Origin of the sequence: Leifsonia sp. ALI-44-B, from assembly GCF_001984125.1 — a bacterium.
Classification (GTDB): domain Bacteria; phylum Actinomycetota; class Actinomycetes; order Actinomycetales; family Microbacteriaceae; genus Okibacterium.
Genome location: NZ_MTQL01000007.1, coordinates 1,677,646 through 1,691,449 on the forward strand (window position 1 = coordinate 1,677,646; position 13,804 = coordinate 1,691,449).

Annotated in this window: 11 protein-coding genes; 5 read left to right on the forward strand and 6 right to left on the reverse strand. The window is 69.8% G+C overall.

From position 1 onward, the window contains the following. The first annotated feature begins 4 nt into the window (after positions 1-4). Positions 5-1,492 (forward strand): adenosylhomocysteinase, encoded by a 1,488-nt coding sequence (gene ahcY, locus ALI44B_RS14765; RefSeq protein WP_077055310.1) that lies wholly within the window; start codon positions 5-7, stop codon positions 1,490-1,492. A 61-nt stretch (positions 1,493-1,553) separates the two neighbouring features. On the opposite strand, the gene ALI44B_RS14770 is transcribed toward ahcY, so the two are convergent. After that, positions 1,554-2,417 (reverse strand): RDD family protein, encoded by an 864-nt coding sequence (locus tag ALI44B_RS14770; RefSeq protein WP_077055311.1) that lies wholly within the window; start codon positions 2,415-2,417, stop codon positions 1,554-1,556. A gap of 17 nt (positions 2,418-2,434) precedes the next feature. Between ALI44B_RS14770 and ALI44B_RS14775 the strand changes: the two genes are divergently transcribed. Then, entirely contained in the window at positions 2,435-3,430 is a 996-nt protein-coding gene (locus tag ALI44B_RS14775; RefSeq protein WP_077055312.1) for a stage II sporulation protein M, read from the forward strand. Between the two features lie 86 nt (positions 3,431-3,516). Here ALI44B_RS14775 and ALI44B_RS14780 read toward each other — a convergent pair whose 3' ends face one another. The 5 genes from ALI44B_RS14780 to ALI44B_RS14800 are packed head-to-tail and all read right to left on the reverse strand — an operon-like array spanning position 3,517 to position 9,273. Then, positions 3,517-4,824, reverse strand: a complete 1,308-nt coding sequence (locus ALI44B_RS14780; RefSeq protein ID WP_077055313.1) for a DUF58 domain-containing protein — start codon at positions 4,822-4,824, stop codon at positions 3,517-3,519. Next, complete coding sequence (locus ALI44B_RS14785; protein WP_077055314.1) at positions 4,825-5,808, reverse strand: AAA family ATPase; 984 nt, start codon at positions 5,806-5,808, stop codon at positions 4,825-4,827. It abuts the gene before it with no gap. Beyond that, entirely contained in the window at positions 5,805-7,031 is a 1,227-nt protein-coding gene (locus ALI44B_RS14790; protein WP_077055315.1) for a DUF4350 domain-containing protein, read from the reverse strand. Before ALI44B_RS14790 ends, ALI44B_RS14785 begins: the two co-directional genes overlap by 4 nt. Next, positions 7,028-7,774: a DUF4129 domain-containing protein gene (locus ALI44B_RS14795; RefSeq protein WP_083710081.1), complete on the reverse strand. Its 747-nt coding sequence runs from the start codon at positions 7,772-7,774 to the stop codon at positions 7,028-7,030. Before ALI44B_RS14795 ends, ALI44B_RS14790 begins: the two co-directional genes overlap by 4 nt. Next, entirely contained in the window at positions 7,771-9,273 is a 1,503-nt protein-coding gene (locus tag ALI44B_RS14800; RefSeq protein ID WP_077055316.1) for a glycerophosphoryl diester phosphodiesterase membrane domain-containing protein, read from the reverse strand. The genes ALI44B_RS14795 and ALI44B_RS14800 overlap by 4 nt, the downstream gene beginning before the upstream one ends. 192 nt (positions 9,274-9,465) lie before the next feature. On the opposite strand from ALI44B_RS14800, the gene mtrA reads away from it, so the two are divergent. Genes mtrA through ALI44B_RS14815 form a run of 3 tightly spaced genes read left to right on the forward strand, consistent with a single transcriptional unit; the run spans position 9,466 to position 13,722 of the window. Beyond that, positions 9,466-10,146 (forward strand): MtrAB system response regulator MtrA, encoded by a 681-nt coding sequence (gene mtrA / locus ALI44B_RS14805; protein ID WP_077055317.1) that lies wholly within the window; start codon positions 9,466-9,468, stop codon positions 10,144-10,146. 10 nt (positions 10,147-10,156) lie between these two features. Beyond that, positions 10,157-11,998, forward strand: a complete 1,842-nt coding sequence (gene mtrB / locus ALI44B_RS14810; protein ID WP_077055318.1) for an MtrAB system histidine kinase MtrB — start codon at positions 10,157-10,159, stop codon at positions 11,996-11,998. Then, positions 11,995-13,722, forward strand: a complete 1,728-nt coding sequence (locus tag ALI44B_RS14815) for an LpqB family beta-propeller domain-containing protein (RefSeq protein ID WP_083710083.1) — start codon at positions 11,995-11,997, stop codon at positions 13,720-13,722. The genes mtrB and ALI44B_RS14815 overlap by 4 nt, the downstream gene beginning before the upstream one ends. The last annotated feature ends 82 nt before the right edge of the window (positions 13,723-13,804 follow it).

Genomic DNA, 13,804 nt, shown 5'->3' on the forward strand with positions numbered 1-13,804 from the left:
GACAATGAGCATCGCAACCCCCGACGTGGCCACGAGCCCCGCATTCAAAGTCGCCGACATCTCGCTGGCCGAGTCCGGCCGCCACCAGATCCGCCTCGCCGAAAACGAGATGCCGGGCCTGATGTCCCTGCGCGAGGAGTTCGGCCCCTCGCAGCCCCTCGCCGGCGCCCGCATCGCCGGTTCGCTGCACATGACCGTGCAGACCGCCGTTCTGATCGAGACCCTCGTCGCGCTGGGCGCGCAGGTGCGCTGGGCCAGCTGCAACATCTTCTCGACGCAAGACGAGGCCGCCGCGGCCATCGCCGTCGGCCCGACGGGCACGCCCGCCGAACCCGCCGGTGTGCCGGTCTTCGCGTGGAAGGGCGAGACGCTCGACGAGTACTGGTGGTGCACCGACCGCATCTTCGACTGGAGCGCCGAAGCCTCCGCCCAGGGTGCCGACTTCACGGGCCCCAACCTCATCCTCGACGACGGCGGCGACGCCACGCTGCTCGTGCACAAGGGTCGCGAATTCGAGCTCGCGGGCGCCGTGCCCGAGACGACGGATGCCGACAGCCACGAGTACTCGGTCATCCTCGGCCTCCTGCGCCGCTCGCTCGCTACGTCGACCGACCGCTGGACCACGGTCGCGGCCGAGCTGCAGGGCGTCACCGAAGAAACCACCACGGGCGTGCACCGCCTCTACGAGCTGGCGCGCAACGGCGAGCTGCTGTTCCCCGCCATCAACGTCAACGACTCGGTCACGAAGTCCAAGTTCGACAACAAGTACGGCATCCGCCACTCGCTGCCCGACGGCCTCAACCGCGCCACCGACGTGCTCATCGGCGGCAAGGTCGCGTTCGTCGTGGGTTACGGCGACGTGGGCAAGGGTGCCGCCGAGGCGCTGCGCGGCCAGGGTGCGCGCGTCATCGTCTCAGAGGTCGACCCCATCTGCGCGCTGCAGGCGGCCATGGATGGCTACCAGGTCGCGCGCCTCGAATCGGTCGTGTCCGAGGTCGACATCTTCGTGACCGGCACGGGCAACCTGGGTGTCATCCGCCCCGAGCACATGCTCGAGATGAAGCACCTCGCCATCGTCGCCAACGTCGGCCACTTCGACAACGAGATCGATATGACGGGCCTCGAGAAGATCGAGGGCGTCGAGAAGGTCGAGATCAAGCCGCAGGTGCACGAGTGGCGCCTGCCGACCGGCCGCAGCATCCTGGTGCTGTCAGAGGGTCGCCTGATGAACCTCGGCAACGCCACGGGCCACCCGTCGTTCGTCATGAGCAACTCGTTCACCAACCAGGTGCTCGCGCAGATCGAGCTGTGGGTGTCGAACGACAACTACCCGATCGGCGTCTACGTGCTGCCGAAGCACCTCGACGAGAAGGTCGCGCGTCTGCACCTCGACGCGTTGGGCGTCGAGCTCACCGAGCTGAGCCCCGAGCAGGCCGCCTACATCGGCGTGTCGGTCGAGGGGCCGTACAAGGTCGATCACTACCGCTACTAAGCGATCGTGCGGGGAGCGGGCGTCTGGCTGTGAGCCGGGCGCCCGTTCGTCGTTCAGGGGTTCAGCGGTCGGGAAAGTCGTGCGGCAGGCCGCGCAGGGCCGGTTCGAGGCGCGCGAGGCGTTGCTTCTCGAGCTGCAGGGCGGCGAATTCGCGGTCGCGACGGAGCGCCGACAGGCCCGCGAGGAAGATCTCCGGGGCCACGGGCGGCACGGGGGAGACGAAGGCAGAGGCCTCGGCCGCCAGTTCGTAGCCGCGGCGGGCGCGCGACTCGGGCGTGAGCTTGTGGGCCTCGCGCAGGTATTGCGCCACGCGGCGGGCGAGGGCATCGGGCAGGCGGCCCACATCGGCGAGCGGAGCCCAGCCGGCCAGCTGGGGCGGCAGGCCGAGGGCAGGGTCGGGAATGCGCGGCACACGTTCGTGCTGCGAGTAGGTGCCGGCGAGCAGGTCGCCGAGGCGTTTCGAGCGCTCCGAGAGCAGGCCCGTGATGGCGGCGACCCCGCCGAACGTGATGTAGATCTCGAAGAACCCGACGAGGGCTCGGATGAGGGCGTGGCGGAACGACGCGGCGCCCCCGTCATCCCGCACGATGCGTGCGCCGACGATGAGCCGACCGAGCGAGCGCCCGTGCGTGACGGTCTCGACGATGCAGGGCACGATGACCGTGGACGTGACGAGGATGACCGAGGACAGTGCAGCCACGGCGGCCTGGTCGAGCTCGACGGCCGTGCTCGCCGCGCCGAGCAGCAGGAACCCGCCGAGCAGCAGCAGACCGCTCACGAGGACGTCGACGATATCGCCGACGGCCCGCAGCATGAAGCCGGTCGGCCGCACCTCGAGGGCGACGGCCTCGCCCGTGATGAGCTCGGAACCGGGATCGACGCGCGAGCGGGTCCCGCCCCCGGGGGTGTAACTCGACGCCGACATGCATAGTATCTAAGCAGATGGATCTGGATGCCTACACCGCCGCCCACCGCCAGGAGTGGGACCGACTCGACGCCCTCGGCGCGAAGCGGTCCTTCAGCGGTGCCGAAGCCGACGAGCTGATCGAGCACTACCAGGCCGGGGCCACGCAGCTCTCGCAGATCGCCAGCGTCGCCGGCTCGAGCGTGCAGGGGGCCCGGTTGAGCGTCTCGCTGTCGCGGGCCCGCATGCGGTTCACCGCGGCATCCAGCAACGTGCTCAGCCAGCTGCCACGCTTCTTCGTCGTGCAGCTGCCGGCCGCGCTCTATCAGCTGCGCTGGCTCACGCTCATCGTCGCTCTCGTCACGGTCGCCGTCGCGGCGCTCTGGTCGTTCTGGGTGCTCAACGACCCGCAGGTGCTCGCCAACTTCGGCACCGACGCGCAGCTGCAGAAGATCGCGAACGACGAGTTCATCAACTACTACTCCGAGAACCCCGCCGCGTCCTTCGCCGGCCAGGTCTGGACCAATAACGCCTGGATCGCCGCGCAGTGCATCGCCTTCGGCGTGACGGGCATCTGGGTGCCCTACATAATCCTGCAGAACGCTCAGGGCCTCGGCACGACATCCGCCGTGCTGTTCAGCCAGGGCGAGGCCGACACGTTCTTCCTCTACATCGCGCCCCACGGGCTGCTCGAGCTCACGAGCGTCTTCGTGGCCGCGGCCGCCGGGCTGCGCATCTTCTGGGCCTGGGTGGCGCCCGGCGGCCTGCCCCGCGCCGTATCGCTCGCGCGCCAGGCCCGCTCCATGTTCACGGTCGTGATCGGGCTCGTGCTGTCGCTGTTCGTGTCGGGCATCATCGAGGGGTTCGTCACGCCGCAGCCGTGGCCGTGGCCCGTGAAGATCGGCATCGGGGCGCTCGCGCTGGCGGCGTTCCTGGCCTACATGCTGATTCTCGGCCGCCGCGCGGTGCGGGCGGGCGAGACGGGTGACCTGTCGGCCTTCGAGGCGGGCGCCGAGCGCATCTACGCGGCCTAGGAGCCGGGGCGCAAGACAGGTTCGCGCGCCGCTGTGCAAGCCTTGAGCAGAAGGGCGCAGCGGCCCAAGACGGCGCTGCAGCCGGCCTAAAGCTGGCCCGTCGCTTTCAGCTGCAGGTACAGGTCCGACAGCGCGGGCGGCAGATCTTCGGGCGAGCCCGTCACGACCTGGGCTCCCACCTGGGTGAGCGCGGTGCGCACGCGTTCGATGTCGAGCAACTGGCGTTCGGCGGCGGCGGCGCGATAGACGTCGTCGAGCGTGCCGCGGGACGCTGCGGCATCCAGCGCTTCGGGGTCGGTGACCGAGGCAACGATCACGCGGTGCCGGCGGGTCAGCTGAGGCAACATCGACAACAGCCCTCGGGATGCCGCGGGCGCATCGATCGTCGTCAGCAACACGACGAGCGCCCGCTGGTTGGTGATCTGCCGGATCTCGCCGGGAACCGACGCCCAGTCGGTCTCGATGAGCTCGGGGTCGACGGGAGCCAGGGCATCGACCATGCGCGAGAGCAGGGCCGCGCCCGTCGCCCCCTGGATGCGCGCCCGCACCCGGCGGTCGAAGGCCAGCACGTCGACGCGGTCGCCCGCCTTCGAGGCCAGGGCTGCGAGTAGGAGGGACGATTCGAAGGCCGTGTCGATGCGCGGTTCGTCGGCGATGCGGGCGGCCGAGGTGCGGCCCGAGTCGATGACGATCACGATGCGCCGGTCGCGTTCGGGCCGCCAGGTGCGCACGACGACGTCCTGCCGGCGGGCGGTCGCGCGCCAGTCGATCGAGCGCACGTCGTCGCCGCGCACGTATTCGCGCAGGGAGTCGAACTCGGTTCCGGCGCCGCGCACCATGACGCTCGTCGACCCGTCGAGTTCGCGCAGGCGGGCCAGCCGGGATGGCAGGTGTTTGCGCGCGTTGAAGGGCGGCAGAACGCGCAGGGTGCCGGGGGCGCGCAGGGTCACCTGGCGCGCGGCCAGGCCGAGGGGGCCGTAGCTGCGCAGCGTCACGGTTTCGACGTGTCGTTCGCCGCGGCGCGTGGGCGTCAACCGGCTGAGGATCTGTCGGCGCTCGCCGGCCGGGATGCTGAGGCGCGGTCTCGTGCCGGGCGCACCCGCCGAGGGCTGCCATCCGTCCCGCACGCGCACGCGCAACGTGCGGCCACCCGTGTTCGTGACGAGAAGCTCGGTGTCGACGGCCTCACCCAGACGCACGCGCTCGGGCAGGCGCCGCTCGAGCGAGGTCTTCCGCGGGGATGCCGCGGCGGCCAGGTCGATGGCGAGCAGAACGACGACGAGCACGAGCCACGCGCCGAGGAGCAAGCCCGGTTCGCCCGTGGCCTGTCCGAGCACGACGACGGGCACGAGCCCGAGCGCCGTGAGCCAGACGAGGCGGCCGGTGATAGCCATTTAGATCGGAACCTGAACCTGCTGCAGCACCTGGCGCAGGATGGTGTCGGTGCCGACGCCCTCGAGTTCGGCCTCGGGGCGCAGCTGCAGGCGGTGACGCCACACGGGCAACACCATGGCCTGCACGTGATCGGGTGTGAGCGACGGGTAGCCCGTGAGCCAGGCCCAGGCCTTGGCGGCGGCCAGCAGGGCCGTGGTGCCGCGGGGGCTCACGCCGAGCCTCACGGAGGGGCTGCGTCGTGTGGCGCGCGCGAGGTCGACGACGTAGCCGAGCACATCGGTCGAGACGCCCGTGGCCGCGGCGGCCGACTGGGCGGCCACCAGGTCGGCGGGCGAGAGCACGGCGCGCAGGCCCGCTCCCGCGAGGTCGCGCGGGTTGAAGCCGGCGGCGTGGCGGCGCAGCACCTCGATTTCGGTGTCGCGCTCGGGCAGGTCGAGAACGAGCTTCAGCAGGAAGCGGTCGAGCTGCGCCTCGGGCAACGTGTAGGTGCCCTCGTATTCGATGGGGTTCTGCGTGGCGGCCACGAGGAAGGGCGTCGGCACGGGCTTGGCGAGACCGTCGACCGACACCTGTCGCTCCTCCATGGCTTCGAGCAGCGCCGACTGCGTCTTCGGGGGCGTGCGGTTGATCTCGTCCGCGAGCAGGATGTTGGTGAACACCGGGCCCTCGCGGAACTCGAACTCGCCCGTCTTGGCGTCATAGACGAGCGAACCCGTCACATCGCCCGGCATGAGGTCGGGCGTGAACTGCACGCGCTTCGTGTCGAGCTGCAGCGCCGTCGACAGCGAACGCACGAGCAGCGTCTTGGCCACGCCCGGCACGCCCTCGAGCAGCACGTGCCCGCGGGCCAGGAGGGCGATGATGAGGCCCGTGACGGCGGCATCCTGGCCCACGACGGCCTTTCCGACCTCGAGGCGAACGGCCTGCAGGCGTTGGCGCAGGTCGTCGTCGGTGGGGCGGGACGGCGAAGTGGCGTCGGTCATGAGTTCCTCCCAAGAGGGTCGGTGGCGTGGCGGATGTCGCGTTCGAGGTCGTTCAGGCGGTCGGACAGCGCGACGACGTCGCGGTCGGAGGTGGGCGCGGCGTCGACCAGGATGGCCCGGATCTCGGACGGATGCCGCCCGAGCTTGGCCGCCGCCGTGTCGGCGACCTCGAGGACCGACGACGAGCGCGGCAGTTTGAGTCGAGTGGCGATGCGGCCGGTCGTGCCGATGCGCAGGGCGTCGACGGCGCGCCCACGCGCCGAGCTGCGCTGATAGAGCCGCGCGCGCCCCTCGCGGGTTTCCCCGGCGGGAACGGTCACGGGCAGGTCTTCGACGACCAGGGGGCCGAAACGGCGGCCCCGCCAGAACACGGCCACGAGCGCCGTGATGGCGAGAAGTGAGGTGGCGGGCACCAACCAGTCGGGGGTCAGGGCCTGCAGCGTGGGCGGGCCGTTCGCCTCGAGGTCGGCGGGGGTCGGCAGGTACCAGACCAGGTCGTCGGCCTCGCCCAGCAGGTTGAGCGCCAGGGCGGCGTTCCCGCGCTGCACGATGTGCTCGTTGTCGAAGACGGCGCGCGGACCCACGATGCTGATGCCGTCGCTCGTGACGACGAGGGGGTAGCTTTCGGCGCCGGACGGACCGCTGCCGAAGCATCCGATGCTCGTCTCGTCGTCGATGCCGAACGAAAGACCGGATGCCATGCTGCCGGCTCGCTCGGCCGCGGCAACCGTGCACGCGGCCTCGGGTGAATCGGCCGCCTCGTCGTCGGCATCGGGCGACCCGGCCAGCCGTACGCTGGGTGCGACAGCCTGCAACATGCCGAAGTCGGGCGCGATCAGCACGGTGCGTCCGGCCTCGGAGACGATCTCGGCGAGCCGGTCGTCGTCGAGGTAGCCCGAGTCGTCGAAGACGGCGAGTGTGGCCCCGGGATTCTCGACCAGCGCGGCATCGGCCTCGGATGCGGTGTCGGCCACGTGCACGGTCACGCCCTGGTTCTTCAGCACCTCGATCACGGCCTTGGCGCCGCCGGGTGCGGGGGAGTCGGCCGCGAGGGGGATGGTCGTGCCCGTGGCGCCGCCCCGCAGGACGGCGGACAGGAGGACGACGCCGAGCGCCACGATGCCGAGCAGGATCCAGAAGGTGTTGCGGCGAAAGAACTGCCGAACCGTGGGGGTTTCGGCGGACGATTCAGAGCCGGGCACAGAGTTGGTCGGGGTCGTCATCGAAGACCCCCAGCCGCGGACGCCCCGTCGACCGGCGCGGCGTCGAACCCGACGGGCGCCTGGCCCGCCAGATCGTCGTCGAGCCGGGCTATGTCCGCATAGCGCTCCGCCGTGCCCGGTTCGCCGAGGTAACGCACCTCGTCGAAGGCGCGCGCAGTGTCGGCCAACCGGTCGGAGAACGCCGGGAAGGATGTCGCGGCGCGCGCGGCGACCTCGTGAGCCGTCGTTCCGGGTGTGACGGTGACGATGGTGCGCTCGGACAGGCCCCGGGCCAGCGCTCGGAACCGCTCGGCGATCGCGAGCGACCAGTCGCCCGCCTGGGCGGCGCGTTCGGCATCGGCCCGGATCTGGCGCGCATCCCGGGCATCCTCAGCGCTGAACACGCCGGGCTCGGCCTGGCTGCGGCGGTTCAGGCGGGGCACACCCCAGATGAGCAGCGCCACCACGACGGCCACGACCACGATGGTCACGACGATGGCGGGCAACAGTCCGTCGGGGGTGCCGCCGCCCCCGGTGAAGAGCGACATGAGCCACTCCCAGATGCCCTGCGAGATGCGGTCGAAGAGGCTCGGCTGGGCCTCGGCATAGCCGGGTTTCGAGAGTTCCTCGAGCAGCAGGCGTTTGGCTTCGGGCGCGTCGGGGTCAACCGGAACCTCGAGCGCGACATCCCGAGCCCAGGCCGAAACCCGGGTCAGAGCTGTCGCCGCATCGCTGCCGGCCCCCACGACGATGCCCGCGATCACGCCCCGTTACCGCCCCAGGTGCCGGGGCCCGTGTTGCTGCCGGGGCCGCTGCCGGGGTAGCCCTGCTGCGGGCCAGCCTGCTGCGGCTGGTGCGTGTTGCCGTCGAAGTCATACGGGTTCTCGGCATCGGATGCCTGGCCGCGCTCGCGTCGCTCGACGAATCGCATGAGCTGCAGGTCGAGTCCCTCTTTGCGCATGCGCAGGTCGATGTAGATGAGAGCGGTCGTGGCGCTCTGGGCCACCGCGGTCACCGACGACGTGATGATTGACAGCAGCGCCAGCACGATGTAGAGCACGACGATCGCGGTGATGTTGTTGTCGGTGATCTCGGAACCCGTCGGGTCGAGCGACCCCGCCACGACCGAGAAGATGACCGAGACGGGCGTGGTGACGACCTGGCTGACGGTGCCCACGATGAAGGCGACGAGCAGCTGGATGCCGAGCGTCTTCCAGAAGTAGCCGGTGGTCAGCGACCACGAGCGTCGGATGGCGGCGGCGAAGCCCAAGCGTTCGAGCACGATGCCGCTCGGCACGAGCGCCAGCTTCGTCGACAGCCAGAAGACGGCCGCGATGAGAACGAGGAAACCCAGGATGCCGACGGCGACGGAGGCCCCGACGAAACCGCCGCCGAGCGACACGAGCAGGACGATGAGGCCGATCAGGAGGCCGATCGCGAGCATCATGGCGAGCGACGCGACGAGCGTCCAGGCGACGAGCGGCCAGAACCTCGGCCAGGTCGCCTTCCAGGCCTCGCCGAGACGCAGCTTCTCGCCCAGCGTGGCGCGGGCCACCTCGGTGACGATGACGCCCTGCAGGAACACGGCGCCCGCGATGGTGAGAAGGAGAGGGATCAGGCTCGCGAGCACGATTTGCAGCAGCGCGCCCGCAGCGATGGTGTCGCGGTCCTCGTAGGTCGCCTGCGAGATGCGTGCAAAGGCGAAGTAACTGACGAGGCCGACCACGAGCAACGTGAGGATCGTGGTGACACCCGTGATGAGCAGGGCGCTGCCGAAGGTCGTCTTCGGGTTGCGGCGCAGCGTCTGGAACGGGGCCCCGATGAGCGTGCCGAACGAGAGGGGGCGCAGCGGGATCAGGCCAGGCTTGGGCGGGGGAGCCCAGCCCTGGTTCTGCGAATTGAACGGTTGCTGCCCGTAGGGGTTGTTCGGGTCGAAGGGCGCCTGCTGGCCGAACTGCGGCTGACCATACTGCTGGCCGGAGGGCTGCTGCTGACCGTATTGCGGTTGGCCATAAGGCTGCTGCGGCTGCTGACCGTAAGGCCCGGGCTGCCCGTACTGCGGTTGCTGGCCATACTGGGGCTGCTGCCCATACTGCGGCTGCTGCTCGCCATAAGTCGGCTGCTGCTGCCCGTAAGGCTGCGGAGCCTGCCCCTCCGGCAGACGCTCCCCGTAGCGCGGAGGAGTGTCGTCGCGCGGCCCCCCGGCGGAACCGTTGGTGTTCGCATCGGCGCCGGGTGAGCGCCATCCATCGTCGTTGGTCATCCAGCGAATCCTCACCGCTCACGGACAGGGTCTTTCCACCATGCTGTCATAGTGCGGGCCCGGTTTACCATCGATCGGACTGCGGCCCCTCAGCGTCCGCCGTTAGGATGACTCGACGACCACTCGCCTCATCGGGGCGAGTCACCCAACTGTGGCGTGTTCAGGCGCACAGGCGAAACGAGAACGAGGCGAATGAGCGCACGAATCTTGGTGGTTGACGACGACACCGCGTTGGCCGAGATGATCGGCATCGTGCTGCGGACCGAGGGTTTCGACCCCGAGTTCTGTGCCGACGGCGACGAAGCCGTCGAGGCCTTCCACCGCACCAAACCCGACCTGGTGCTGCTCGACCTCATGCTGCCCGGAATCGACGGCATCGAGGTGTGCAACCGCATCCGCAGCGAGTCGGGCGTGCCCATCATCATGTTGACGGCCAAATCCGATACGGCGGATGTCGTGAAGGGCCTCGAATCCGGCGCCGACGACTACATCGTCAAACCGTTCAATCCCAAAGAGCTGGTGGCCCGCATCCGCACGCGCCTGCGCCCGGCACCAACCGAGACCAACGAGTCGATCACGGTGGGGGATGTCACGGTCGACGTCTCGGGCCACGAGGTGCGCCGGGGCGACCAGACCATCGGCCTGACCCCGCTCGAATTCGACCTGCTGCTCGCGCTCGCGTCGAAACCGCAGCAGGTGTTCACGCGCGAGATGCTGCTCGAGCAGGTCTGGGGCTACCACTACAAGGCCGATACGCGCCTCGTCAACGTGCACGTGCAGCGCCTGCGCGCCAAGGTCGAGCTCGACCCCGACAACCCCAAGATCGTCATGACGGTGCGCGGCGTGGGCTATCGCGCCGGCTCCGTGGCCTGACCGAACCCCCATGTCTCAGACCGGACGGGCGCAAACCGGGCAGGCGCGAACGGGCCAGGCGCGAACCGGCCCGTCGTCGGCCGGCCCGGCGCCGACCGGCACCCAGCGCGCGGCCACGTTCTTCCGCTCCTGGCGCACGTGGCCGACCTCGATCGTCGCCACCTGGCGCCGGTCGCTGCAGTTCCGCACCGTGGCGAACACGTTCGCGCTCGCTTTCCTCGCCGTGTTGATCACGAGCATGTACATGTCGTTCTCGATCGGCAACGACCTCTTCCAGTCGCGTCTCAACCAGGTGCTCGCCGAGTCGAACCGGGCCGTGGCGTCGGCCCAGCGCATCCTCGATTCGTCGAACGCCGAAGACAAAGCGGCCGTGCAGGATCTGATGATCTCGGCGCGCACCGAGATCGCCCAGGCATCCTCGTCGCAGCTCATCGCCGGATACCGCGCGCCCGGCCAGGAGTCGACGCCCCTGGCTCCGCAGGACTTCGAGGCGGCCCGGCTCGGCGGCGACGTCATCAGCGAAGAACTGCGCGAGAGCGTGCGGTCGAGCGCCACCGATCAGTGGTGGCAGTCGACCACGCTCACGGCCGACGACGGGTCGCAGAGCGCGGGCATCATCGTGGGTTCCGAGGTGACGGTGCCGGGGGCCGGGCGCTACGAGATTTACATCGGCTACGACCTGGCCGACTCCGAGCAGACCCTGTTGTTCGTGCAGCGCACGCTCGTGCTCGGCGGGCTCGCCCTCATGCTGCTCGTCGGCGCCGTGGCGTGGGTGGTCGTGCGACTCGTCGTGACGCCCATCCGCGTCGCCGCCGACACGAGCGAGCGGCTGGCGTCCGGCGATCTGGCGGTGCGCATCCCCGAACGCGGTGAAGACGAGCTCGCCACCCTCGCCCGGTCGTTCAACGGCATGGCCGACAGCCTGCAGGCGCAGATCAAGAAGCTCGCCGACCTGTCGATGGTGCAGCAGCGATTCGTCTCGGATGTCTCGCACGAACTGCGCACGCCGCTCACCACCATCCGGCTCGCGGGTGACGTGCTGTTCGATCAGCGCGACGACTTCCCGCCCGCCACGGCCCGCACGGCCGAGTTGCTGCACACGCAGACGCAGCGGTTCGAGCTGCTGCTGAGCGATCTGCTCGAGATCAGCCGCTACGACGCCGGTTCGGTCGAACTCGAAACCGAAAAGGTCAGCCTCGTGCACCTCGCCGAAGACTCCGTCGAGGAGATGCGCAGCCTGGCCGAGTCGAAGGGTAGCGATCTGCGCCTCGTGGCCCCTGGCGGCTATTCCGAGGTCGAGGTCGATCCGCGCCGCATCCGCCGCATCGTGCGCAACCTGGTGGGCAACGCCGTCGAACACGGCGAGGGTCGCCCCATCGTGGTCACCGTCGACAGCAACGAACGCGCCGTCGCCCTCTCGGTGCGCGACTACGGGCTCGGCATGTCCGAGGCCGACGCCCGCCGCGTGTTCGACCGTTTCTGGCGCGCCGACCCCTCGCGCAAACGCACCATCGGCGGCACGGGCCTCGGCCTCGCCATCTCGCTCGAGGACGCGCAATCGCACGGCGGTGCGCTCGAACTCTGGTCGGAGGAGGGCCGAGGAACCTGCTTCCGCCTCACCCTGCCGCGCCGCTTCGGGCAGGCCTACTCGGTGTCGCCGCTGCCGCTGCCGCCCGAGGATGCCGAGGGCACGGCGCCCACGTTCGCCGACGCTCCGGATACCGGCGTCTCGTCTGAGGCGGCAGCCGGTTCCGCGGCCGCCTCCTCGTCCAGCTCGGGCGCGGCGACACGCACATCGCCCGGGCACGACCTGCCCTCGGAAGCCGACTACCGGCGGGAGAACACGCTATGACCGCCCCGCACTCCTCGCGCTCGCCGCGCTTTATGCGCTCTTCGCGCTCTTCGCGCCCCTCCGTCCTCGCTCTCCTCGTCGCCGGTCTGCTCGTGCTCACGGGGTGCGCGGTCATCCCGCGTCAGGGCCCCGTCGAACAGGGCGAGAGCGTGCAAGAAGACACCGACCCCGGGTTCCTCTTCGTGCCGAAGGGCCCCGAACAGGATGCCGACCAACAGGCCATTCTCGAGGGCTTCGTCGAGGCGGCATCCAGCCCGTTGAACAACTACGAGATCGCGCGCGAGTTCCTGGCCCCCGGCGCCAAGGTCGACTGGAACCCCGACGCCAGCGTCACGGTCGACGAGCAGTCGAAGCGCCTCTACTCGGCGGTCGACGAACGCACGATCGCGCTGACCACGACGGCGACCGCGGATGTCAGCGCGGCCGGCGAATACCGTGAGGCATCCTCGTCGGAGCCCGTCAGCCGCAGCTATCACTTCACCGAGGTCAACGGTCAGTGGCGCCTGAGCGAGGTGCCCGACGGCATCGTGCTCGAACGCAGCAAGTTCGACAGCGTCTTCAGCGCCCATGCTCTCAGCTTCTTCGACCCGAGCTGGACCTACCTCGTGCCCGACCTGCGCTGGTTCCCGTCGCGCGCCTCGACGGGCACACGCATCGTCACGGCCCTGCTCGACGGCCCGAGCGAATGGTTGCAGCAGGCCGTCGTCACGGCGTTCCCCGAGGGCACGGCGCTCAGCAAGGATTCGGTGCCGCTGCGGGGCACGACGGCCGAGATCGACCTCAACCGCGAGGCGTTGCAGGCCGAGACCATCGCGCTGCAGCGCATGCAGGCGCAGGTCACGGCGAGCCTCACGGGCGTGTCGTCCATCACGGCCGTGCAAATCTCGATCGCGGGCACGGTCGAGGAGATCCCTACGCTCACTGTGGCCACGCCGCGCGTCGACTCCCGCGCCCTCGTCTTCGACGGCAAGACGTTCGGTTTCCAGAACGCGTCGGCCATCCAGCGCATCGAAGGCTTGTCGACGCAGATCGAGGGCGTGAACCCGAAGGCTGCAACGGTCAATGCGGCGCAGACGCAGGCCGCGGTGCTCACGGCCGGGGGCGTGGCATCCGTTCGGTCGGGCGCATCGTCACCGACCATGGTGGATGAACGAGCCAACCTCATCGCGCCGGCCCTCGACAATTTCGGCTACGTCTGGACCGTCCCCTCCGATCGCCCGGGAGACGTGCACGCCATCGCCGCAGACGGCACGCAGACCCCCGTCGTGACGAGCTGGCCCGAAGCTTCGCAGATCGTGTCGCTGCAGGTGTCGCGGGACGGTACGCGTGTGCTGGCTCTTCTGCGGAGCGGCGGGCAGAACCGCCTGCTCGTGGCGGGCATCGAGCGCAACAACGCGAACCTGCCGCTCACGCTGGGCGAACCCGTCGAACTGACGATCGGCTCGGGAACGGCCATCGGGGCCACCTGGGTCGACAGCGTCTCGGTCGCATCGGTGACGGCGGGGGAGGGCGACGAGCGCACCGTGGTGCAGCAGGCGGTGCGCGGCCAGTCCGAGCAGCTTCCCTCGAGCGAGGGTGCCGTCGCGGTGGCGGGTGGCAATACGGCCCGGCAGCTGCGCACGCTCGACGCCGACGGCCGGCTGTCGATCTTCCAGGGGTCGTCGTGGCAGCAGGTGGCCGACGGCATCCGGTTCGTGGCCACGCAGATGGGTTCGCCCGACTAGCGTTTCGTTCTCCACAGTCGCGATCGAGCAATCTTCTCCACAGATCGCCCCGTGTCGGCCGGGCGGATGCTCGCACGCGGAA